Raw genomic sequence first — 22,513 nt, forward strand, 5'->3', positions numbered from 1 at the left:
TCCGCTCGGCATCCAGCACGACACGGGGCTTCTGGCTCGTCGCACCCGAGTCGAGGTACACGAGCGGCGCATCGCCGATCCGCGTCTCGAGGATCGGGAAGTCGGCGCGTACGGCGCTCACGTCGAGCCCGCGCGCGACCACAGGTGCGGCTTCGGAAGTCATCCTCCAAGGCTACGCGGGGATTCTGATGCTCCGGGTCGTCGTGACGTCAGCGGACACGGGGGCGGCGGTCAGGCGTCCGAAGCGCTCTCGTTGACGTACCGCTCGGTGACCTTGTCCTGCGTGGGCGAGTACGGCCGGCCGGCGCGCTCCTGGCCCGGAAGCGGCCGCGAGCGGCGCCCGTAGACCAGCTCCGACGAGTCGAGCAGCCACGGCACGAGCGTGATCGTGACGCCGTGCACCAGCATCAGCTGCTGGGCGATGCGCCGCGAGCGCCGGTTGTGCAGGATCGACTCCCACCAGTGGCCGACGATGTACTGCGGCAGGTAGACGGTGACCACCGAGGGGCCGTGCTTCTCGCGGTAGTGCTCGATGAACTTGACCACGGGCCCGGCGTAGCTGCGGAACGGGGACGCGATCGTGACCAGCTGCACGGGGATGTCGTGCTCGTCCCACTCCTCCTCGATCTTCTCGGCATCCTCCGGCGAGATGGCGACGTGGATCGCGAAGGTCTCGTGGTGCTGGGCGGCCAGGGCGTAGTCGATCGCCTTGACGACCGGCTTCTGCAGCTTGTTGACGAGCACGATGGCGATGTCGCCGGACGAGCCGAAGTGGATGGTGTCGTCCATCTTGATCTCGTGCTCGACGTCGCGGTAGTAGCGGTACACGCCCATCATCAGGAACGACAGCAGCGGGATCATCAGGAACACGAGCCACGCGCCGTGCGTGAACTTCGTGATCGTGACGATGATGAGCACGATGATCGTCATCGTGGCGCCCAGGCTGTTGATCACGAGGCCCTTGCGGTTGCCGAACGCCAGGGCGCGGTTCTCCTTGGTGCGGCGCTCGTCGGCCGGGAGGGCCTTGAGCTCCTGCAGTCCGCGGATCCAGTGCCGGATCATGCCGCACTGGCCGAGCGTGAACGAGACGAAGACGCCGATGATGTACAGCTGGATGAGGTTCGTGAGGTTGGCCTGGTAGACCACCAGCACGCCGATCGCGACGATGCCGAGGATGATCATGCCGTTGGAGTAAACGAGGCGGTCGCCGCGGGTGTTCAGCGACTTCGGGGCGTAGCCGTCGCGGGCCAGCACCGCGCCGAGCAGCGGGAACCCGTTGAACGCCGTGTTGGCGGCCAGCAGCAGCACGACGGCGGTGGCGGCCTGGACGATGAAGAACGGGATGCTGTTCATGCCGAACGTGGCGGCGGCCACCTGGGCCATGAGGCTCGGCTGCGGGTTGCTGCAGTTCCACCCGACGAGCTCGGTGCACGGGTTCTCCGCGTAGTGCACGCCCGAGACCAGCGCGATCGTGGTGAGACCGGCGAACAGCAGGATGGCGATCGTGCCCATCATGGCGAGCGTGGTCTGCGCGTTGTGGATCTTCGGCTTGCGGAACGCCTGCACGCCGTTCGAGACCGCCTCGATGCCGGTCAGGGCGGAACAGCCGCTCGAGAAGGCGCGCAGGATCAGCAGCAGCACGGCCGCCTGCGTGATTCCCTGCGTGTGCAGCACGTACTGGGCGCTCGACGCGACCGGAGCGTGCCCCAGTGCGATGCGGATGAGGCCGGTGACGATCATCACGCCGACCGAGCCGATGAAGACGTACGTCGGGATGGCGAAGGCCCGCGACGCCTCGCGCACGCCGCGCAGGTTCACCACGATGATGAGCACCACGAATGCCACGGCGAGCTCGACGCGCACATGGTTGAGGATCGGCAGCGCGGAGATGAGGTTGTCGACGCCGGATGCCACCGACACGGACACCGTCAGCACGTAGTCCACGAGCAGCGCCGCCGCCACGACGACGCCGGGGATCTCGCCGAGGTTCTTGCGCGCGACCTCGTAGTCGCCACCGCCTGAGGGGTAGGCCTTGATCAGCTGCCGGTACGACAGCACGATGACGAACAGCAGCAGCACGACGGCGGCGGCGATCCACGGGCTGAAGGCGAGGAACGCCAGACCGCCCGTGAGCAGGATCATCATCATCTCCTGCGGGCCGTACGCCACCGACGACAGCGCGTCGGATGCGAAGATCGGCAGCGCCATCCGCTTGGGCAGGAGGTGCTCGTCGGCGTTGGTCGTCGCAAGCGGATCGCCCAGCAGGATGCGCTTGGCGATCGGCGTCTCGGGCTCTGCCTCGGACGCTGCTTCGGATGCCTCGGCGGCGTCCTTCTCGTTCATCACGCGGCGCGACATTACGCGTTTTGAGGGCCTATTGCAACGTGACCGTCATTCAAGCCATTCCCGTGCCGCGACGACCAATGCGTCGACCCCGCGCTCGATGGTCGGATGCATCACCGGGGCGAACATCGCGGAGTGGTTCGTGGGGATGTCGCTGTCCAGGGTTCCGGCCGCCTTCGCGACCGCGTACGCGTGCTGGTCGGTGCCGCCCCAGAACCAGTAGACGAGCGGCACGTCGGCGTCGCGGGCGAACCAGGAGACGTCCTCGGACCCGGTGAACATGCCCGGGTCGACCACCTGGTCGTCGCCGAACGCGCGCTGGAAGGCCGCGACGGTGCGGGCCGTGGCATCCGCGTCGTTGATCGTCGCGGGAAGCGTGTGCAGGGTCGTGATCGTGGGCGCCTCGGTCGCGCCGGATGCCAGCGCCTCGGCGTTGACGATGCGGGTCACCGAGTCGAGCACGTGCTCGCGCAGTTCGTCGGTCGGGTAGCGCAGGCTCAGCTCGAGGGTGGCCTCGGCCGGGATGATGTTGTTCTTCAGCCCGGCGTGGATCGCCCCGACCGTGACCACGGCGACGTCGCGCGGATCGACCTCGCGCGAGACGACGGTCTGCAGGCGCATGACGGTGGCCGCCGCCATGACGATCGGGTCGATCGTGGAGTGCGGGCGGGAGCCGTGGCCGCCGCGGCCGTGCAGGGTCACCGTGATGCCGTCGGATGCCGCCATCTGCGTGCCGGGCCGCACGCCGACGATGCCGGCGGGCAAGGGTGTGACGTGCTGGCCGAGCACCACGTCGGGGCGCGGGAACCGCTCCAGCAGTCCGTCGTCGAGCATGGCGCGCGCGCCCGCGCCGAACTCCTCGGCGGGCTGGAAGAGCGCGACCACGGTGCCGGCCCACTCGTCCCGCTGCGCGACGAGCCTCTCGAGGGCGCCGAGCAGGCAGGTGACGTGCATGTCGTGCCCGCACGCGTGCATGACCGGCACGTCCAGCCCGTGCGGGTCGAGGCCGTGCGCCGTGCTCGCGTAGTCGAGCCCGGTCTGCTCGAGGACGGGCAGACCGTCGGTGTCCGCGCGCAGATACACGACGGGTCCGTCGGCGTTGCCGCGCAGCACCGCGACGACGCCGGTGCCGCCGACCCCGGTGGTGTGCTCGATGCCGAGCTCGTCGAGCGTCGCGGAGATGACCCCGGCCGTCCGGTGCTCCTGGAACGACAATTCCGGGTTGCGGTGCAGGTCGATGTACAGGGCGTCGAGGTCAAGGCTCATAGGGGCGAGCCTATTCCTCCGCAGGCCCGACCCCCGGTCGGACGACGTCGTCGACCGGTGGCGCGTCAGGCGGTCTCGATCCAGACCGTGGCGTCGGTCGGCAGGCTTCCCTCCACAGGGATGCTGCCGATCACGACCCGCCCCGCGGGGAGCGTCACCGGCTCGGCGCCGAGGTTCGCGATCACGGTGAGCTCTCCGGCCGCGGTCGTGCGGCGGAGCGCCACGACCTCGTCGCCGTAGCCGTCGACCCACTCGAGCGTGCCGGTGCCGAGCGCCCGGGCGCGGCGCTCGGCGAGCAGTGCGCGGTAGAGGTTCAGGGTCGAATCGGCGTCCGCCGCTTCGGTCGCGCGCGCGAACGCACCCCAGCCTGCGGGCTGCGGCAGCCACGACGCACCGGTGTCGTTGAAGCCCTGCGCGGGTGCACCGGCGGTCCAGGGCAGCGGCACGCGGCATCCGTCGCGGCCGTACCGCTCGTGGTCCGTGCGGAACCAGGTCGGGTCCTGGCGGGCGTCGTCGGGGATGTCGATGACCTCGGGCAGCCCGAGCTCCTCGCCCTGGTACAGGTAGGCGGAGCCGGGCAGCGCCAGCATGAGCGTGCTCGCGGCGCGGGCGCGCCGCAGACCGACGGCGGGGTCCGGCAGGTCCGGCGTCTTCGGCCCGATGCCGTCGCCCTGCGGGATGTCGGCGTTGAGGGCCAGGCGGGTGGCGTGCCGGATGACGTCGTGGTTCGACAGCACCCATGTGGACGGCGCGCCGACGCCGGAGAACTCGCGCAGCGACTCGGTGACGACGTCGCGCAGGGCCGCGGCATCCCAGGTCGTCATCAGGTAGCCGAAGTTGAACGCCTGGTGCATCTCATCGGGTCGCACCCACAGCGCGATCTCCGCGATCGTGGGCAGCCACGCCTCGGCGCACAGTGCCCGGTCGCCGTCGTATTCCTCGATGAGCGTGCGCCAGTCCCGGTAGATCTCGTGCACGCCCGGCTGGCCCCAGTACGGCACGTCGTGCTCATCGCCGCCCATCGAGCCGCCGGAGGGATCGGGCGTGTAGTCGGGGAGGCCGTCGGCCTTGATGAGGCCGTGTGCGACGTCGACGCGGAACCCGTCGACCCCGCGGTCGAGCCAGAAGCGCAGCACGCGGCGGAACTCCTCCCGCACCTCCTCGTTGGTCCAGTCGAAGTCGGGCTGGCTGACGTCGAAGATGTGCAGGTACCACTGGCCCGGGGTGCCGTCGGCCTCGATGACGCGCTCCCACATGGATCCGCCGAACACCGACTCCCAGTTGTTCGGCGGCAGCTCGCCGTTCTCGCCCTTGCCGTCGCGGAACATGTAGCGGGCGCGCTCGCGGCTGCCCGGCGCGGCGGCGAGCGCCTCGCGGAACCACACGTGCTGGTCGGACGAGTGGTTCGGGACGAGGTCGACGATCACGCGGATGCCGCGCTCGTGCGCCGCCGCGAGCAGGGCGTCGAAGTCCGCGAGCGTGCCGAACAGCGGATCGACGTCGCAGTAGTCGGTGACGTCGTAGCCGGCATCCTTCTGCGGAGACCGGTAGAACGGGCTCAGCCACACGGCGTCGACCCCCAGCGTCCGCAGGTCGTCGAGACGGGCCGTGATGCCGGGCAGGTCGCCCACGCCGTCGCCGGATGCGTCCGCGAACGAGCGCGGGTAGATCTGGTAGATGACGGCCGTGCGCCACCACTCCGAACCAGCGGCGGCGGGCGTCCGGTCGGCGGAGGCGGCGGGGGCGGCGTCAGTCGCCGCCGCAGGCGCGGTGGTGTCGGCGAGGTCGGTCTGCGAGCTCATCCGGCCAGCATAGTGAAAGCGTTTACACCCCGTCGTCATCGGGGTTCACGTGCCGCGTTCTGTCAGTTCGGCCAGCAGATCGTGACACCTGCGCAGAGGCCACCTCCCGCGGGTAGGGTGAGCGCGTGAGACGCGTGAAGGCCGCCCGCAGCGCCGCCGTGCTGGCGGTGCTCGTCGTGGCGCTCGCCGGATGCACCGGCACCGGCCAGCCCCACGGCAGCGCCTCGCGCTCAGCCTCGGCCTCGGCATCCGCATCGGCGAACCCGAGTCTCACCCCGACGCCGACCCCCACCCCGACGCCGACCCCGACGCCGGTGGACCCGATCGCCGACCTCAGCCTGGCGCAGCGGGTCGGACAGCTCTTCATGGTCGGAACGGTGCTGCCGGATGCGGATGCCGCCACCCTCTCCGCGATCACCGACCGGCACGTCGGCAACGTCTTCCTGCACGGCCGCTCGTCCGGCGGGGCGGCCGCGATCGCCGCCCTGACCCGGCGCTTCCAGTCGCTCGTCACGGCGGCGTCCACCGGCGGCATCCCGCTGTGGATCTCGACCGACCAGGAGGGCGGCACGGTGCAGGTGCTCTCCGGCCCCGGGTTCGACGTGATCCCGTCGGCCGTGCGGCAGGGTCAGCTGCCGGCGGCGACCCTGCGCGCCGACGCCGCGCGGTGGGCGGCGCAGCTGCGGGGCGCGGGGGTCAACATGAACCTGGCCCCGGTCGCGGACATCGTCACGAGCCCCGCCACGGCCGGGCAGAACCCCCCGATCGGGCAGCTCTACCGGGAGTACGGCTTCGACCGGGCGACCGTCGCGGCGGGCGCGGGCAGCTTCGCGGCGGGCATGCGCGCCTCGGGTGTCACCCCGGTGTACAAGCACTTCCCGGGGCTCGGCCGGGTCAGCGCGAACACCGACTTCTCGGCGCACGTCGTCGACACGCAGATCGGGCCGGACTCGCCGGATGTCGGCGTGTACCGGACGCTGCTCCCGCAGGGCCGCGCGTGCGTCATGGTCTCGAGCGCGTACTACGACCGCATCGACCCGTCGTCGCCGGCCGTGTTCTCGTCGAAGGTCGTGACCGGGCTGCTGCGCGACCGGCTCGGATTCGACGGCGTCGTGATGACCGACGACCTCTCCGCCGCGGTGGCCGTGAAGGCCTGGACCCCGGCGCAGCGCGCGGTCGACGCGATCCGCGCCGGCGTCGACATCGTGCTGGTGTCATCCGACCCGTCGGTGCTCGCGCCGATGTACGACGCGGTGCTCGCCAAGGCGAAGTCCGACCCCGCCTTCGCGGCGCAGGTGGATGCCGCCGCCCGTCGCGTCGTCGAGGCGAAGGCCGCGGCCCGCCTCACGAGCCCTCACTGAAGTACGCGAACCCTGACTGGAATATGCGTCCAGGACGTATTCCAGTCAGGGCTCGCGTAACTGGGCGAGGGTTCGCGGAACGGCGAGTGCGCCCGCGACGCGGCGGCCGCTACGCGGCGACGCGGGTGACGGCGGCGATCGCGGACTCGAAGAACGTCAGGCCGTCGACACCCGACCGCATGGCTGCGGCGGTGCCGGGGCCGAAGCCGGGCTCGGTGGCGTGCTCGGGGTGGGGCATGAGTCCCACGACGTTGCCGCGCTCGTTGGTGAGGCCGGCGATGTCGTTCATCGACCCGTTCGGGTTGACGCCGGCGTAGCGGAAGGCGACGAGGCCCTCGCCCTCGAGGCGCGCCAGGGTCTCGGCCTCGGCGATGTAGCCGCCCTCGCCGTTCTTCAGCGGGATGACGATCTCGGCGCCGCGCTCGAACCCGCTCGTCCACGCGGTGTCCGCGTTCTCGACGACGAGCTTCTGGTCGCGGCGGATGAACTGCTGGTGCGCGTTGCGGATCAGACCGCCGGGCAGCAGGTGCGCCTCGACGAGCATCTGGAAGCCGTTGCAGATGCCGAGCACGGGCATGCCGGATGCCGCGGCATCCTTGACCTCGCTCATGATCGGCGACAGCGCGGCGATCGCGCCCGAGCGCAGGTAGTCGCCGTAGCTGAAGCCGCCGGGCAGCACGAGCGCGTCGACGCCCTCGAGGTCGTGCGAGCCGTGCCAGAGGGCAACCGGCTCGGCGCCGGCGAGGCGGATGGCGCGCTGCGCATCGCGGTCGTCGAGCGACCCGGGGAACGTGATGACCCCGATGCGGGTGGTCATTCGACGACCTCGATGCCGACGACGTCCTCGATCACCGAGTTCGAGAGGATGTCGGCGGCGATCTGCTCGGCCTGCGCCAGCACGGCCTCGTCGACCGGCCCGTCGACGGTGAGCTCGAAGCGCTTGCCGATGCGGACGCCGGTGAAGGCGTCGACGCCGAGGCGGCCGAGGGCGCCGGACACCGCCTTCCCCTGCGGGTCGAGCAGTTCGGCCTTGGGCATGACGTCGACGACGATGGTGGGCATTCTGGCTCCAGAAGTCGTTGGGGAGGCGGCCCGTCCAGTCTAGTTCCCCGGTGACGGGCTGTTCCGCGGGTGCCTGCCGCGCCCTGTGCGGCCCTCCACCTCGGGCGGGCGGAGCGGTAGCATCCGCTCGGAGGCGTTCAGCATGGCAGAAGCAAACGGCACGGTCACGATCGAAGAGGTCGCGGCAGCCGCGGGGGTGTCGCGCTCGACGGTGTCCCGCGTCGTCAACGGATCGCAGCTGGTGCGCCCGGACACCGTCGCCGCCGTGCAGAAGGCGATCGCCGAGCTCAACTACGTGCCGAACCGGGCGGCGCGCTCGTTGGCGAGCCGCCAGACCATGGCGATCGCCCTCGTCATCCCGGAGGACACCAGCCGGTTCTTCGGCGACCCGTTCTTCGCCGCCATCGTGCCCGGCATCAACGCGCGCCTGAGCCGCGCGAACTACATGCTCAACCTGCTGATCGCGAACTCGGACCCGGGGGAGCGCCTCACGGAGTACGTGCGCGGCGGCTTCGTCGACGGGGCGATCATCGTGTCCCACCACACCAGCGACACCTTCATCGACCAGATCGTGTCGGCGGTGCCGGTCGTCTACGGCGGGCGCCCGGTGCGGCATCGGCCGGAGGCCCACTTCGTCGACGTGGACAACGTGGCCGCCGCCCGTGCGGCCACCGCGTACCTCGCGGAGCGCGGATGCCGCAGCATCGGCACCATCACCGGGCCGCTGTCGATGCCGGCGGGCGCCGACCGGTTCGAAGGCTTCCGGGCCGGGGTCGCCGAGGCCGGGCTGGTCGCGGGCCCGGTGGTCGAGGGGGACTTCAGCATCGGGAGCGGAGCCGAGGCGATGCGCAGCATCCTGGCATCCGGACCGGTCCCCGACGGGCTGTTCATCGCCAGCGACCTCATGGCGCAGGGTGCGCTGGCCACCGCCCAGGGCGCCGGCATCCGCGTGCCGGAGCAGCTGAAGATCGTCGGGTTCGACGATTCCGCCGTCGCGACGTCCGTCATCCCGAACCTCACGACCATCCACCAGCCGACCTACGAGCAGGGCGAGCTGATGGCCGAGATCCTGCTGGAGCTGATCGCCGGCGGCACGCCCGCGCAGGAGACGATCATGCGCGCCGAGCTGGTGGTGCGCGACTCGGCCTGACAAGCCGGATGCCGCAGAGCCGGGATGCCGCAGAGCCGGATGCCGCGGCGGCGGATGCCGGCGCGCGGTCAGGCTCCGGTGAGGCGGCCGAGCAGCTCCCGGTAGCGCGCCGCGGTGCGCTCGACGATCTCGTCCGGCAGCGCCGGCGGCTCGCCCTGCTTGTCCCAGTGCGCGGAGAGCCAGTTGCGCACGATCTGCTTGTCGAAGCTCGCCATGCGCTCGGCGGGGGTCGCGCCCGTGGCCCACGCCTCGGCATCCCAGTACCGCGACGAGTCGCTCGTGAGCACCTCGTCGGCCAGGGTCAGCACGCCGTGCTCGTCAACCCCGAACTCGAACTTGGTGTCGGCGAGGATGACCCCGCGCTCCTCGGTCGCCGCGGCGGCGCGCTCGTAGACCTCGAGCGACAGGTCGCGCAGCTCCTCCGCACGCTCGGCGCCCACGATGTCGATCATCTGGTCGAACGAGATGTTCTCGTCGTGCTCGCCCTGCGGCGCCTTGTACGCGGGCGTGAAGATCGGCGCGGGCAGCTTGTCGCCGTCGGAGAGGCCGGACGGGATCCGGATGCCGCACACCGTGCCGCTCTGCTGGTACTCCGCCCAGCCGGATCCGGTCAGGTAGCCGCGCACCACGCACTCGATCGGCTGCATGTCGAGCGCCTTCACGAGCATGGCGCGCCCGGCCACCGCATCGGGGATGTGCCCGGCGGTGAGGTGATTGGGGATCGCGCGGCCGCCGTCGCCCCCGGCGAGGCGGTCGAACCACCACAGGCTGAGGGTCGTCAGCAGCACCCCCTTGCCCGGGATGCCGGGGGTCAGCGCGAAGTCGAAGGCGCTGACCCGGTCGCTGGCGACGAGCAGCATCCGGTCGGGTTCGCCTCCCGACGGAGGGTCGGGAACGTAGAGGTCGCGGACCTTGCCGGAGGACACGTGCCGCCATCCCGGCAGCTGGAGGGGGGATGCCACCCGCCCATCATCCCAGACCCGCGCCGCCCGCCGAATCCGCGCCCCCCATTCCGTTGACTTGCCTGAGATGTACGCGACACGCCGCGCGCCGCGTACATCCAGGGCAAGTCAACGAGCTGGGGAGGGCGGAGCCGGGAGCGGAGCAAGCGGAAGGCGGGTCAGGATGCCGGGGTGATCGAATCGACGAAGGCGTGGGCCTCGGCGACGATGGGGTCCCACGTGTCCGGGCGGGAGGGGTCGAGGGTCACCCACTCGCGCATCGGGCGGCCGCGCATGACGGCGGGGGAGGCGTCCCCGGCCTCGATCAGCTCGCCGACGCGCTGCTCCGGCAGCTTCGCGAACAGGCTGCCGCTGAACCCGACGAACGCGAACACCTTGCCGCGCACGCTCAGCCCCTCCGACGCGAACATGCGGCCGAGCGCGACATCCGGCCGCTCGCTGTACTCCGCCACCAGCCGGTCGAAGATCGCGTACGACTCGGGGAACCTCTCGCGGCGCGACGGAGCGGAAGCGGATGCCATGGGGTCACGCTACTCGCCCACCCCGCGACCGGGCGATGGACGGCCGGGTAGTCGGTACGGTATAGTCCATATGGACTAATCGGAACGGAACATGTCGTGAAAGACCCCGCCTGCAAGCTCACGCCGCTCGGCGTCATGACGCTTGCCCTGCTGCGCGAGCGCGACATGCATCCCTACGAGATGCTGCGCCTCATGCGGCAGCGGCATCACGACAAGCTCGTGCCGATCACGAACGGCACGTTCTACCACACCGTCGCGCGGCTGCAGAAGGCCGGCCTGCTCGCCGAGGTCGGCATCGACCGCGACGGCAACCGCCCCGAGCGCACCACCTATACGGTGACGGATGCCGGAACCGACGCGGTCGTCGACTGGGTGCACGCCGAACTGCCCCGCATCGACCACCCGCTCGAGTTCCGGGTCGCGCTCGCCGAATCCCACAACCTCCCGCGCGAGGCGGTCGTCGACCTGCTCAGTGAGCGCCGCGCCGCCCTGACCGGCGAGCACCGGCTCTACCGCGACGGACTCGAGGGCGCGCGCGCCAAGGGCGTGCCCGAGCAGTACCGCGTGCAGACCGAGCGCCAGGCCGCGCTGCTCGGCGCGGAGCTCACCTGGCTCGACGCCCTCATCGAACGACTCGCGGCATCCGCATTCCCCTGGGGACCGGATGCCGAACCCCACCACGTGACCACCGAAAGGCGGCTCAGCGAATGACTGAACCACACACCCGCGCCGAGGCCAAGGCGCAGGCATCCCCTCCGGTCGGCGGCCCGACGCCCGGCCCCATCACCGGCACGTACGCGACCGGCCACAAGCCGAAGAGCCCGTGGCCGGCGCTCTGGGCGCTCGTCATCGGGTTCTTCATGATCCTCGTCGACACGACGATCGTCTCGGTCGCCAATCCCGCCATCAAGGCCGCGCTGGATCCGCACTCGACCAACCTCGACAACGTCGTGTGGGTCACGAGCGCCTACCTGCTCGCCTACGCCGTGCCGCTGCTGATCACCGGCCGCCTCGGCGACCGGTTCGGCCCGAAGAACATGTACCTCATCGGGCTCGCCGTCTTCACGCTGGCGAGTCTCGGCTGCGGCCTGTCGACGTCGCTCGGGATGCTGGTCGCGTTCCGCGCGGTGCAGGGCCTCGGGGCATCCCTGATGACCCCGCAGACCATGGCGGTCATCACCCGCACGTTCCCCGCCGAGTCGCGCGGCGCGGCCATGGGCCTGTGGGGCGCGACCTCGGGTGTCGCGATGCTCGTCGGCCCGCTCGCCGGCGGCCTGCTCGTGGACGGCTTCGGCTGGGCGTGGATCTTCTTCGTCAACCTGCCCGTCGGGGTCATCGGGTTCGTGCTCGCCGTGATCCTGGTGCCGAAGCTCCAGACGCACGAGCACCGCTTCGACCTGCTGGGCGTGTTCCTCTCGGCCGTGGGCCTGTTCTTCATCGTCTTCGGCCTGCAGGAGGGCGAGAAGGAGAACTGGGATGCCTGGATCTGGACCATGATCGCGGGCGGCGTCGTCGTCATGGCCGTGTTCATCCTGCAGCAGTGGAAGACGAGGTCCGAGCCGCTCGTGCCGCTGCGCCTGTTCACCGACCGCAACTTCTCGGTCGCGAACGGCGGGATCGCGGTGGTCGGCTTCGTCGTGACGAGCATGTCGCTGCCGATGATGTTCTTCATCCAGCTGGCCCGTGGCCTGACTCCGACGGATGCCGCGCTGCTGCAGGTGCCGATGGCGATCATCGCCGGCGTGCTGTCGCCGCTCGCGGGGCGCCTGCTCGACAAGGTCGACCCGCGGGTGCTGCTCGTGCCCGGTCTGCTGATCATGGCCGGATCCCTGTTCTGGTACTACTCGCTGATGACGCCGGACACCCCGATCTGGATGTTCCTGCTGCCGTCGGCCACGATCGGCCTCGCGAACGCGGGCATGTGGGGGCCGCTGGCGACCACGGCGACCCGCAATCTGGAGCCGCGCCAGGCGGGCGCCGGCGCCGGCATCTACAACACCACCCGCACCATCGGGTCGGTGCTCGGCTCGGCGGCGATCGCCGCGTTCATGCAGGGACGCCTCGTCGCGAACTTCCCGAATGCGGGCAGCAGCTCGTCGACCTCCGGCTTCGGCACCGGACAGCTGCCGTCGTTCATCGTCGCGCCGTTCTCCACGGCGATGGCCGAGTCGCTGCTGCTGCCGGCGTTCGTCATGCTGCTCGGCGTCGTCGTGGTGCTGTTCATGCAGACCCCGAGGCACCTGCGCAAGCCCGGCCGCTGACCAGGGCGTCGGCCCCGGGCGAGCGTCCCGGGGTCAGCTCAGGCCGTGCGCGTCGAGCCAGGCCCGTGCGACCGTCTTGGGCGCGCGGGTCAGCCAGGCGTCCGTGACGAGTTCGGCCAGCCGCTCGCGGTCGATCGCCGCGAGCCGCACGAGCAGCGCCGGATACCCGCGGAAGTGCGGGATGTCGAACAGCAGCTCGGGCTCGGCGGCGAGCAGCGCGTCCTTCTCGCCGAGCGACTCCGTGCGCACGGCCAGCACGTCGCCGTCCGGCCAGGACCGGCCCTCGGCGGCGAGCTGGTGCAGGTCGGTCTGCCGGGGACCGCGCAGCCACGCGAACTGCCCGGTCCCGGTGCGCCAGCTCGGCGCGCCGGTGTGGCCGCTCAGCTGTTCCTCGGTGCCCGGCAGTGCCAGCGCGACGGCGCGCACATCGTCGATCGTGGCCATGGCCCCATCCTGCTCCGCGGGGCGGGGTTCCGTCTCGTCCGGCGTTCGGCCCGGCCCCCTCGAGTCTCCGGTGGAGTGCGCGTCAGTCTTCGGGGTCGAACGGATCGATGGGGGCGTGGTGGTCCCACGCGACGACCCCGGTGCGCCAGTAGCCGCTGGTCACGGCCTGCGCGGACGCGAGTCCGAGCTCGCGGCGCAGATACCGCCGCAGCGGCAGCAGGGCGGATGCCTCACCCGCCGCGAACACGAACGTGCCGGCATCCGGGGCCAGGTCCCGCGCCTCGTCGGTGAGCTCCAGCTGCGCTTCGGTGACGGTGTACCGGCGGGAGTCGCCGAGGTAGTCGCGGGCGGCATCCTCGGTCACCCCGCCGCACACGAGCACGTCGATCTCGGTGGAGTCCGGCAGCAGGTCGACGAATCGGGATGCCGCCGGCAGCGCCGTGCCGTCCACCACCAGCAGCGCGCGCTGTGCGCCCTGCGGGGCCGAGACCGAACCCTTCGGTCCCACCACGACGAGCTCGTCGCCGACCGTGGCACGCGCCGCCCACAGGGCCGCGGGTCCGGCATCCGCGTGGCGCAGGATGTCGATGTCCACGGTGCGGGTCGCTCCCGCGTCGCGCACGTTCAGCGGGGTGAAGTCGCGCCCGAAGGTCTGGGCGGCGGGCCGGGTGATGCCGTCCTCGCCGTCGGCGGCGGGCGCCACGAGCTCGCCGGTCACCGGATTCGGGAAGTACACCCGCATGTGGTCGGTGGGGCCGCTGCTCGCGAAGTCGGCGAACGCGTCGCCGGTGAGGGTCACCCGCACGTAGTCGCCGACCTCGGCCACCGCGGCGACGGTCGCCGGGCGGGCGGTGAACCGGTGCCGGATGCGCTCGCGCTCGAACATCAGAGTCCCTCGACCACCCGGGCGGCGATGTCGGTGCGCACCTGGGCACCGCTCAGGTCGATGTTCTCGAGCGCCGTGTAGGCGCGCTCGCGGGCCTCGGCGAACGTGGTGCCCACCGCGACGACGTTGAGCACGCGGCCGCCCGTCGCGACGAGTCCGGCTTCGTCGCGGCCGGTGGCGGCGTGTGCGATGTGCACGCCCGGGACGGATGCCGCGGCATCCAGCCCGGCGATCTCGCGGCCGAGCACCGGCCGGGCCGGGTAGCCCTCGCTGGCGACGACGACGGTCACGGCGCAGACCTCGGCGAACGCGGGCCGTGGCTGGTCCTCGAGGGTTCCGGATGCCGCGGCCAGCAGCAGCTCCGACAGCGGGTCGATGAGCCGGGGCAGCACGACCTGCGTCTCCGGGTCGCCGAAGCGCGCGTTGAACTCGATCACCTTGACGCCCGCCTCGGTGAGCACGAGACCTGCGTACAGCAGACCGATGAACGGGGTCCCCTCGGCGTCGAGCCGGCGCACGACCGGCTCCGCGACGGTTCGGGTGACGAGGTCGACGAACTCCTCTTCACTGCCGAACCGGCCGTCGAGCCAGGGCAGCGGCGAGTACGCGCCCATGCCGCCGGTGTTCGGGCCGAGATCGCCGTCCTGCAGGCGCTTGTAGTCCTGTGCGGGGCTGAGCGGCAGCACGCGGTCGCCGTCGCTGAGGAAGAAGAGGGACACCTCCGGGCCGTCGAGGAACTCCTCGATCAGCACCGGGCCGGTCGGCAGGTACTCCTGCGCGTGCGCGAGTGCGGCGGCGCGGTCGGAGGTGACGATGACGCCCTTGCCGGCGGCGAGCCCGTCGGCCTTGACCACGTGCGGCGCGCCCAGCTCGTCGAGCGCGGCCTCGACCTCGGCGACGGTGTGCGCGTGCACGGCGCGGCCGGTGGGGACGCCGGCGGCATCCATGATCCGCTTCGCGAAGGTCTTCGAGCCCTCCAGCTGCGCGGCCGCCTTGCCGGGGCCGAACACCGGGATGCCGTGCTCGCGCACCTCGTCGGCGACGCCCGCGACGAGCGGCGCCTCGGGCCCGATCACGACGAGGTCGATGTCGTGCTCGTTGGCGAAGTCGGTGACGGCCGCCGGGCTGTTGGCGTCGATCCCGACGATGGTGGCATCCTGCGCGATGCCGGCGTTGCCGGGAGCCGCGAAGATCACGTGCTCGGTCTCTTCCGACCGGAGCGACAGGATGATGGCATGTTCGCGGGCGCCCGACCCGAGCACGAGGATTCTCACCCCGTCAGCCTACCGGCGGCGGATTCGCGCGAACGGGGTCGGCGTCGCCCCGTCGGCCGCTGGCGGGATGTCACCGTTCTCGGGACCCGTACGCATCGGCGTGACCGGGCAGAGTCGCGGTGGGACGTTCGTCCCGCTCGGGTGAAGACGCCACCGGCATCGTTGCAGCTGAGACGACCGGGAGGAATCGACATGGCTGAGAGAGAACGCAGGGTCAGCGTGGTGGAGCGAAACGGTGTGTGGGGATTCTTCTTCCTCCTCGCCTACATCGGGGCGGCGATCTACTTCATCTCCCATTCCGACGGCACCTTCGGGGCGGTCGTGCTCGGCCTGCTGCAGGCGATCGTGTGGCCGGTGTACCTCATCTACCACGCACTCGGATCGCTCGGGGTCTGACCCCCGACGTCCGGACGCGCCGCACGCAACGACAACAACGCCCCTTGACATCGGCTCGTCGAGGAGTAATCTACAACCAAATGGTTGTACGAAATGAGCTGAGCGATGAGCAGATCGATCGCGTGTTCCAGGCCCTCGCGGCCCGGACGCGGCGCGACATCCTGCGCCGCACCATCGATCACGAGCAGTCCGTGTCCGAACTCGCCCGCGATTACGACATGTCGTTCGCGGCGGTGCAGAAGCATGTGGCCGTGCTCGAGGCTGCGGAGCTCATCGTCAAGCGCGCCGAGGGACGCGAGCGGCTCGTCCGCGCGAATCCCGACATGATCGCCCACGCGCGGGCGCTGCTCGCCCGCTACGAGGAACTCTGGCGCTCCCGCATCGCCCGCCTCGACGACCTGCTCGCCGAGGACGCCGCGGGCGCTCGCGATGACCGCGGACCGGACCCGTCCGGCTCCGCCGACCGACCGAACCAAGGAGACTGACATGCCTGTCACCGACATCACCACAGACCCCGAGAACCTGGCGATCACCGTCGTCGCCGACCTCGCCGCCCCCGTCGAACGCGTCTGGCGCGCGTATTCGGACCCGCGTCAGCTCGAGCGCTTCTGGGGCCCTCCCGGATGGCCGGCCACCTTCGCGCAGTTCGACTTCACGGTCGGCGGCCGGGCGCTGTACACGATGACCGGGCCGCACGGCGAGACCTCGTCGGGCGCGTGGGAGTTCTCGGCGATCGACGAGCCGCGCGGCTTCGAGGTGATCGACGCGTTCGTCGACGACGACGGCGTCCCGCTCGACGGCGGGCAGTCGCGCATGACGTTCACGTTCGAGCCGTCCGACGTCGGCACCCGCATGACCTCGACCGCCCACTTCGCCTCGCACGAGTCGCTCGAGCAGATGGTCGAGATGGGCATGGTCGAGGGCACCCGGATGGCGATGGCGCAGCTCGACGCCGTGCTGCAGGACCTGCGCGACTACGCGGAGGGCAAGGGCACGCGGCTCGAACTGCTCGACGACACCCACGTGCGCATCACGCGGCTCGTCGACGGCCCGCGCGAGCTCGTCTGGCGCGCATACAGCGAGCCGGAGCTGATGCGGCAGTGGCTGCTCGGCCCCGACGGCTGGGCGATGACCGACTGCGAGCTCGCGTCCGCCCCCGGCGACGGCTACCGCTACAGCTGGGAGCCCGTCGGCGACACCCCCGGCCAGGCCTTCGGCTTCGAGGGCGAGGCGCTCGTCGTCGACGCGCCGCGCCGCATGGTGACCACCGAGCGCATGCAGGGGATGCCGGAGCCCACGACCCTCAACGACCTGAGCCTCTACGAGGAGGACGGTGCGACCCTCATCACGCTGCTCATCGAGTACCCCGACCTCGCCACGCGCGACATGATCCTCGCCACCGGCATGGTCGACGGCATGGAGGCCTCCTACGCCCGGCTGGAGCGCGAGCTGCTGATGGTGTGACGCCGCCGGGCGGGCACACCCCTCCCGGTCGTTGAGCGAGGAGCGAAGCGACGAGACGAAACGCGTCTCCGAAAGGGATCGGCGTTTCGTCTCGCTTCGCTCGCTCGACGACCGGTCGGGGGTGCGGCGCGCGTAGCGTGGAGGGATGCCTCTCCCCACGATCACGACGGATGCCGGACGCGCCGCGCTGGCCGCTGTGGCATCCGGCTCGGTGGCCCGCGCGGATCGGGCCACGGCGGTGCGCTACCTGCTGCAGCTGCTGGTGGAGAAGGCGCCGGGGCACACCGTGGAGGTGCGGGTTCCGCCGTTCGGCGCGGCTCAGGTGGTCGAGGGGCCGCGGCACACGCGCGGCACCCCGCCGAACGTCGTGGAGACCGACGCGGACACCTGGATCGCCCTGGCCACCGGGGCCGAGTCGTGGACGGATGCCGTCACCGCCGGCCGGGTCGCGGCATCCGGCACGCGCGCCGACCTGTCCGACCTGCTGCCCCTGCGCCCCTGACCGCCCACCCGGGGCCGGGGCCGCGGCTGCGTGAGACAATGGACTCATGGCCGAGATCGAGCACACCGAGACCGCGCGCGTCCGCCGTGCGCCCAAGGTGATCGTGTTCCTGGTGCTCGGAGCGGCGGTCGGGGTCTTCGTCGCGATGATCCTGACGTTCGCCTTCTCGGCCGACACCAGCGCCGTGACAGGGGTCACGTATTCCGCATCGACCGTCTTCGGATTCCTGGCGATCATCTGCGGTGCCGTCGGGCTGCTGCTCGGCGGCCTCGTCGCGGTCATCCTCGACCGGCGCAGCAGCCGCCGCTCGCACATCGTCACGATCGAGCGCGAGGAGTACCTCGGCGAGACCGACGACTTCGACTCCTGAGTCGTCGGGCGTCCGACGCGCTACGCCAGTTCGGCGATGATCGGCTGGATCGCGGCGTCGAACATCACGATGTCCTGCCGCAGGCCGTCGGTGACCGCGATCGTGAGCGCGCCGATCCACCACACGCCGCGCTGCACCAGGGGCAGCACCTGCACGTTGAGCTCGAACGCGTGCGCGCGGCGCCCGACCTCCCGCTCGTACTCCGCGATCGCACCGGCGTAGGCGCGGTACGAGACGCCGGGCGTGTGCGCGTAGCGCTTGTGCGCCGATTCCGCGTAGGCGACGGCGTCGTCGGCGTACGGCGCGATCGCCGCACGCAGATCGTCGAAGCCCTCGACGGGCAGCACGACGAGCATGTCGAACCCGTCCACGAGGTCGAGCGGCACCGGTGACGGGTGCGCGGTCGGCTCGACGGTCAGCTCCCAGTACTCCCGCCACTGCCGCTCGACCGCGGGCGTCGCGTCCGCGGTGTCGTGCCGGGGCGGGATGCCGCGCAGGTGCGGCAGTTCCTCGGGCGAGCGGATGCCGAGCACCTGCCGGAGATAGAGGGCGACGAGCACGGCGGTGCTGGAGTCCTCGCGGATGGTCCACTGCGCAGCGCCGGTCATGGCGCCAATCTTAGAGCGGGTGCGGCGGGGCGGCACCGGACCGAGGGATGTCGACGGACAGAGGCGCGGAATCCTGGTATTCCAGCCCCGGAACCGCGGAGCTTCGGCCCGGATTCTCCCGGTAGGCTGTTCTGGTGGCCGGACCCTCGCACGCCGATCCCTATTCCGCTGCCGGAGTCGACACTGCCGCGGGCGACCGCGCCGTCGAACTGATGAAGGCATCCGTCCGTCGCACCCACGGGCCCGAAGTGCTCGGCGGCGTCGGCGGATTCGCCGGGCTCTTCGATGCATCCGCGCTCGCCGCGTACCGGCATCCGCTGCTGGCGACCAGCACCGACGGCGTCGGCACGAAGGTCGCGATCGCGCAGGCGATCGACAAGCACGACACGATCGGGCACGACCTCGTCGGCATGGTCGTCGACGACATCGTCGTGGTCGGCGCGAAGCCCCTCTTCATGACCGACTACATCGCGTGCGGCAAGGTGGTGCCCGAGCGCATCGCCGACATCGTGCGCGGCATCGCCGACGGCTGCGCGCTGACCGGCACCGCGCTCGTCGGCGGCGAGACCGCCGAGCACCCGGGCCTGCTCGGCCGGGACGACTACGACGTCGCGGGCGCCGCCACCGGAGTCGTCGAGGCGGATGCCGTGCTCGGCGCCGACCGTGTGGTCGCCGGCGACGCGATCATCGCGCTCGGCTCGAGCGGCCTGCACTCCAACGGATACTCGCTGGTGCGCCACATCGTCACGAACAACAGCATCGTCTACGGCTCGAACGCCGCCGACTTCGGCACGACGTGGGGCGAGGCCCTGCTCGAGCCCACGCGCCTGTACACCGCGCCGCTGCTGCAGCTGCTCGCCGACCACCCCGGCGCCGTGCACTCCCTCAGCCACGTCACCGGCGGCGGCATCGCGGCGAACCTCGCGCGCGTGCTCCCGCAGGGCACCTGGGTCGACGTCGACCGGTCGACCTGGTCGCCGCTGCCGGTGTTCCGCGTGCTCGCAGGGCTCGGCGGACTCGACCTCACCCAGACCGAGGGCACCTGGAACCTGGGCATCGGATTCCTCGCCGCGGTGTCGGCGGATCAGGCGGAAGCCGTCATCGCCTCGATCCGCGATGCCGGCATCGAAGCATGGCAGGCCGGCGTCGTGCACGCCGGCGAACTGCCCGACGGAGACTACGAGCAGGGCGCGAAGGGCGTCGACGGCGGAGCCGTGCGACTCGTCGGCAGCTACGCAGAAGCAGGAGCGAACTGAAGCGATGTGCGGCATCGTCGGCATGGTCGGAAACGGCCCGGTCAACCAGGAGATCTACGACGCCCTGCTGCTGCTGCAGCACCGCGGTCAGGATGCCACCGGCATCGCCACCGCGGAGTCGAACGGCGTCATGCACACCGCGAAGGCGCAGGGCATGGTGCGCGAGGCGTTCCGCACCCGCGACATGCGCTCGCTCCTCGGCAGCGTCGGTCTCGGCCATGTCCGCTACGCCACCAAGGGCACGGCCTCCAGCGAGGAGGAGATGCAGCCGTTCTACGTGAACGCGCCGTACGGCATCGTCCTCATCCACAACGGCAACCTCACCAACACGCGTGAGCTCACGAGCGAAATGGCTCAGCGCGACCGCCGGCACCTGAACTCGTCGAGCGACACCGAGCTGCTGCTGAACGTGCTCGCGCACGAGCTGCAGACCACGACCTCGCCGGTCGACCTCGAACCCGACCGCATCTTCGAGGCCGTCGCGCGCACCCACGAGCGCATCGAGGGCGCCTACGCGGTGATCGCGATCATCGCCGGCTACGGCCTGCTCGCCTTCCGCGACCCGTTCGGCATCCGTCCCCTGATCCTCGGCCGGCGCACCGCGGCCGCCCCGGGTGACGCCGACGAGTGGGTCGTCACCAGCGAGTCGCTCGTGCTCGAGAACGGCGACTACGAGATCGTCCGCGACATCGCCCCGGGCGAGGCGGTGTTCATCACGAACGACGGCGAGCTGTTCTCGCGGCAGTGCGCCGCAGAGCCCACGCTCGCGCCGTGCGCCTTCGAGTACGTCTACCTCGCCCGTCCCGACTCGGTGATGAACGGGATCTCCGTGTACGAGTCACGGCTGCGCATGGGCGAGAAGCTCGCCGACACCATCGCCAAGCACGTGCCGCGCGACAAGATCGACGTCGTCATGCCGATCCCCGACTCGTCGCGGCCCGCCGCGATGGAGGTCGCCCGCAAGCTCGGCATCGAGTACCGCGAGGGCTTCTACAAGAACCGCTACGTGGGCCGTACCTTCATCATGCCCGGGCAGGCGGTGCGCAAGAAGAGCGTGCGTCAGAAGCTCAACGCCATGTCGAGTGAGTTCCGCGGCAAGAACGTGCTGCTGATCGACGACTCGATCGTGCGCGGCACCACGTCGAAGCAGATCATCCAGATGGCGCGGGATGCCGGGGCCGTCTCGGTCACGTTCGCCTCGGCCGCGCCGCCGGTGCGGCATCCGCACGTCTACGGCATCAACATGCCCTCCCGGCACGAGCTCGTCGCGCACGGCCGCACGATCCCCGAGATCGCCGAGGAGCTCGGCTGCGACCACATCGTGTACCAGGAGGTCGACGACCTCAAGTCCGCGATCCTGGACGGGTCGGACATCCCCGACCTCGACATGAGCTGCTTCGACGGCCGATACGTCACCGGAACCGTGACCGAGGAGTACCTCGCCTGGGTGGAGGGCTCTCAGCAGAGCTGAGGATGCCCCGCGCCATGGTGGGCGGACGCGCAAAAAGCACCGGATGCGTCCAAGCGCATCCGGTGCTTGCGTCGAAGCGACGACTCAGGCGGTCTGCAGGGACCCTTGGTCCTGGTCTTCGTCCTCGTCGTCTTCGTCGTCGTACTGGTCAGCCCACTTGTCGACGTACTGGTCTTCGCCGTTCTCGTCGGGGTGACCGAGCTCGCGCTCCAGCGCGGCGTAATTGACGCTCGGGCTGTACGACTTCAGTTCACGGGCGATCTTGGTGTGCTTCGCCTTTTGACGGCCACGCCCCATGCGCAACCCCCTCTTGTGTATCGCGGGTCGTGCCGGACCCGGTGCATTGCAAATGCCGGCCTGAGGCCGGGAAGAGTAGAATCCAGAATATCACGGCGGGTCCGGCCCGGCCCTTCTCCCCGGGTGAGACCGCCCCGGCGAGAGGGATGACGATGTCCGAACAACAGAGCCAGAACGACCCTGCTGACGAGGTCTCCGCCTCCACCACCGGGGCCGTGGTCGTGGGCGTGACGCCCGACCAGCCGCCGCGCGTGCTGAAGGTGGCCGCCCGTCACGCCGCCCTTCTCGGAGCCCCGCTCGTCGTGGTGAACGTGGACGTGATGCGGTTCGTGACCTATGAGGATCCGGATGGATCGGTGCATTCGGCCCCGATCGACATGGACATCGACACCGGCGGCGACGACCTCGCGGCCGTGACGACCCAGGCGACCAAGCTGCTCGAGGGCCACGAGGTGCGCTGGAGCGTGCAGCAGCTGGTGGGCGACCCGGCCATCGGGCTGAAGAAGGTCGCCGAGCAGTGCGACGCGAAGATGATCGTGGTCGGCACCCGCCGGCGCGGATTCGGAGAGTCCGTGCGCGAGTTCTTCACCGGGTCGGTCGCGGCGCGGCTCACGCACCGCCAGACCCGGCCGGTGCTCGTCGTGCCGCTCGGCGAGCCCGTGCCCGACGATGAGGACATCACCTGGGAGAAGGACTGACGGAGCCCGGTCGCCCGCTCAACGACCGGAGGTCGTGGAGCGGATCGCGCGGGTGACCTCGCGGGCGGCGGCATCCAGCGCCTCGGCCAGGTCGTCGACGACGGATGCCGCCAGCGAGC

The 22,513-nt window shown here is 70.8% G+C and carries 24 protein-coding genes and 1 pseudogene; 12 read left to right on the forward strand and 13 right to left on the reverse strand.

The features are described from left to right. The 4 genes and pseudogenes from VJR25_RS08090 to VJR25_RS08105 form a co-directional block, all read right to left on the reverse strand. A pseudogene (locus VJR25_RS08090) lies at positions 1-163 on the reverse strand (cysteine desulfurase); the annotation flags it as partial. A gap of 68 nt (positions 164-231) precedes the next feature. Further along, positions 232-2,343, reverse strand: coding sequence for an APC family permease (locus VJR25_RS08095; protein ID WP_324114422.1), 2,112 nt, complete (start codon positions 2,341-2,343; stop codon positions 232-234). A 48-nt stretch (positions 2,344-2,391) separates the two neighbouring features. After that, positions 2,392-3,609 (reverse strand): amidohydrolase, encoded by a 1,218-nt coding sequence (locus VJR25_RS08100; protein WP_324114377.1) that lies wholly within the window; start codon positions 3,607-3,609, stop codon positions 2,392-2,394. 65 nt (positions 3,610-3,674) lie between these two features. Continuing rightward, positions 3,675-5,411, reverse strand: a complete 1,737-nt coding sequence (locus tag VJR25_RS08105) for a glycoside hydrolase family 13 protein (protein ID WP_324114379.1) — start codon at positions 5,409-5,411, stop codon at positions 3,675-3,677. 125 nt (positions 5,412-5,536) lie between these two features. On the opposite strand from VJR25_RS08105, the gene VJR25_RS08110 reads away from it, so the two are divergent. Next, complete coding sequence (locus tag VJR25_RS08110) at positions 5,537-6,772, forward strand: glycoside hydrolase family 3 N-terminal domain-containing protein (RefSeq protein WP_324114381.1); 1,236 nt, start codon at positions 5,537-5,539, stop codon at positions 6,770-6,772. 109 nt (positions 6,773-6,881) lie between these two features. Here VJR25_RS08110 and purQ read toward each other — a convergent pair whose 3' ends face one another. Continuing rightward, positions 6,882-7,589, reverse strand: coding sequence for a phosphoribosylformylglycinamidine synthase subunit PurQ (gene purQ / locus VJR25_RS08115; RefSeq protein WP_324114383.1), 708 nt, complete (start codon positions 7,587-7,589; stop codon positions 6,882-6,884). Next, positions 7,586-7,834, reverse strand: a complete 249-nt coding sequence (gene purS, locus VJR25_RS08120) for a phosphoribosylformylglycinamidine synthase subunit PurS (RefSeq protein ID WP_324114385.1) — start codon at positions 7,832-7,834, stop codon at positions 7,586-7,588. Before purS ends, purQ begins: the two co-directional genes overlap by 4 nt. Before the next feature lie 142 nt (positions 7,835-7,976). Between purS and VJR25_RS08125 the strand changes: the two genes are divergently transcribed. Next, complete coding sequence (locus VJR25_RS08125) at positions 7,977-8,984, forward strand: LacI family DNA-binding transcriptional regulator (RefSeq protein WP_324114387.1); 1,008 nt, start codon at positions 7,977-7,979, stop codon at positions 8,982-8,984. A gap of 68 nt (positions 8,985-9,052) precedes the next feature. On the opposite strand, the gene VJR25_RS08130 is transcribed toward VJR25_RS08125, so the two are convergent. Both VJR25_RS08130 and VJR25_RS08135 read right to left on the reverse strand, forming a co-directional pair. Beyond that, positions 9,053-9,946 carry a phosphoribosylaminoimidazolesuccinocarboxamide synthase gene (locus tag VJR25_RS08130; RefSeq protein WP_324114389.1) on the reverse strand — a complete coding sequence of 298 codons (894 nt, stop codon included), beginning with the start codon at positions 9,944-9,946 and terminating at the stop codon, positions 9,053-9,055. Positions 9,947-10,104: 158 nt separating this feature from the next. Further along, positions 10,105-10,467 (reverse strand): hypothetical protein, encoded by a 363-nt coding sequence (locus VJR25_RS08135; protein WP_324114391.1) that lies wholly within the window; start codon positions 10,465-10,467, stop codon positions 10,105-10,107. 96 nt (positions 10,468-10,563) lie between these two features. On the opposite strand from VJR25_RS08135, the gene VJR25_RS08140 reads away from it, so the two are divergent. Then, positions 10,564-11,178, forward strand: coding sequence for a PadR family transcriptional regulator (locus VJR25_RS08140; protein ID WP_324114394.1), 615 nt, complete (start codon positions 10,564-10,566; stop codon positions 11,176-11,178). Between the two features lie 149 nt (positions 11,179-11,327). Beyond that, a complete protein-coding gene (locus VJR25_RS08145; protein WP_414683758.1) occupies positions 11,328-12,728 on the forward strand; it encodes a DHA2 family efflux MFS transporter permease subunit in 1,401 nt (466 codons plus the stop codon). Positions 12,729-12,761: 33 nt separating this feature from the next. Here the strand turns inward: VJR25_RS08145 and VJR25_RS08150 are convergent, their stop codons facing one another. The 3 genes from VJR25_RS08150 to purD form a co-directional block, all read right to left on the reverse strand. Further along, entirely contained in the window at positions 12,762-13,172 is a 411-nt protein-coding gene (locus tag VJR25_RS08150) for a hypothetical protein (RefSeq protein WP_324114398.1), read from the reverse strand. An 82-nt stretch (positions 13,173-13,254) separates the two neighbouring features. After that, on the reverse strand, positions 13,255-14,058 hold the full coding sequence (locus VJR25_RS08155) for a siderophore-interacting protein (protein ID WP_324114400.1): 804 nt from the start codon (positions 14,056-14,058) through the stop codon (positions 13,255-13,257). Beyond that, the gene (purD, locus tag VJR25_RS08160) at positions 14,058-15,332 is read right to left on the reverse strand and encodes a phosphoribosylamine--glycine ligase (protein WP_324114402.1); all 1,275 of its coding nucleotides are present in this window, start codon (positions 15,330-15,332) and stop codon (positions 14,058-14,060) included. Before purD ends, VJR25_RS08155 begins: the two co-directional genes overlap by 1 nt. Before the next feature lie 192 nt (positions 15,333-15,524). Here purD and VJR25_RS08165 point away from each other — a divergent pair, with 192 nt between their 5' ends. From VJR25_RS08165 to VJR25_RS08185, 5 genes are all read left to right on the forward strand, one after another. Continuing rightward, a complete protein-coding gene (locus VJR25_RS08165; protein WP_324114404.1) occupies positions 15,525-15,728 on the forward strand; it encodes a hypothetical protein in 204 nt (67 codons plus the stop codon). A gap of 80 nt (positions 15,729-15,808) precedes the next feature. After that, positions 15,809-16,213: a winged helix-turn-helix domain-containing protein gene (locus VJR25_RS08170; protein ID WP_324114406.1), complete on the forward strand. Its 405-nt coding sequence runs from the start codon at positions 15,809-15,811 to the stop codon at positions 16,211-16,213. A 1-nt stretch (position 16,214) separates the two neighbouring features. Continuing rightward, the gene (locus VJR25_RS08175) at positions 16,215-17,192 is read left to right on the forward strand and encodes an SRPBCC family protein (protein WP_324114408.1); all 978 of its coding nucleotides are present in this window, start codon (positions 16,215-16,217) and stop codon (positions 17,190-17,192) included. Positions 17,193-17,337: 145 nt separating this feature from the next. Beyond that, complete coding sequence (locus tag VJR25_RS08180) at positions 17,338-17,694, forward strand: sterol carrier family protein (protein ID WP_324114410.1); 357 nt, start codon at positions 17,338-17,340, stop codon at positions 17,692-17,694. 46 nt (positions 17,695-17,740) lie between these two features. Continuing rightward, positions 17,741-18,064 (forward strand): potassium transporter Trk, encoded by a 324-nt coding sequence (locus VJR25_RS08185; protein ID WP_324114412.1) that lies wholly within the window; start codon positions 17,741-17,743, stop codon positions 18,062-18,064. A 20-nt stretch (positions 18,065-18,084) separates the two neighbouring features. Here the strand turns inward: VJR25_RS08185 and VJR25_RS08190 are convergent, their stop codons facing one another. Further along, positions 18,085-18,672, reverse strand: a complete 588-nt coding sequence (locus VJR25_RS08190; protein WP_324114414.1) for a zinc-binding alcohol dehydrogenase — start codon at positions 18,670-18,672, stop codon at positions 18,085-18,087. A gap of 134 nt (positions 18,673-18,806) precedes the next feature. Here VJR25_RS08190 and purM point away from each other — a divergent pair, with 134 nt between their 5' ends. Both purM and purF read left to right on the forward strand, forming a co-directional pair. Continuing rightward, positions 18,807-19,928, forward strand: coding sequence for a phosphoribosylformylglycinamidine cyclo-ligase (purM, locus tag VJR25_RS08195; protein ID WP_414683757.1), 1,122 nt, complete (start codon positions 18,807-18,809; stop codon positions 19,926-19,928). A gap of 4 nt (positions 19,929-19,932) precedes the next feature. Next, positions 19,933-21,399, forward strand: a complete 1,467-nt coding sequence (purF, locus tag VJR25_RS08200; RefSeq protein WP_324114416.1) for an amidophosphoribosyltransferase — start codon at positions 19,933-19,935, stop codon at positions 21,397-21,399. Between the two features lie 84 nt (positions 21,400-21,483). Here the strand turns inward: purF and VJR25_RS08205 are convergent, their stop codons facing one another. After that, positions 21,484-21,696 (reverse strand): DUF3073 domain-containing protein, encoded by a 213-nt coding sequence (locus VJR25_RS08205; protein WP_324114418.1) that lies wholly within the window; start codon positions 21,694-21,696, stop codon positions 21,484-21,486. 152 nt (positions 21,697-21,848) lie between these two features. Between VJR25_RS08205 and VJR25_RS08210 the strand changes: the two genes are divergently transcribed. Next, positions 21,849-22,394 (forward strand): universal stress protein, encoded by a 546-nt coding sequence (locus VJR25_RS08210; protein ID WP_324114420.1) that lies wholly within the window; start codon positions 21,849-21,851, stop codon positions 22,392-22,394. Positions 22,395-22,513 lie beyond the last annotated feature (119 nt).

It is taken from the genome of Microbacterium sp. (assembly GCF_035277845.1).
In the GTDB taxonomy this organism is placed as follows: domain Bacteria; phylum Actinomycetota; class Actinomycetes; order Actinomycetales; family Microbacteriaceae; genus Microbacterium.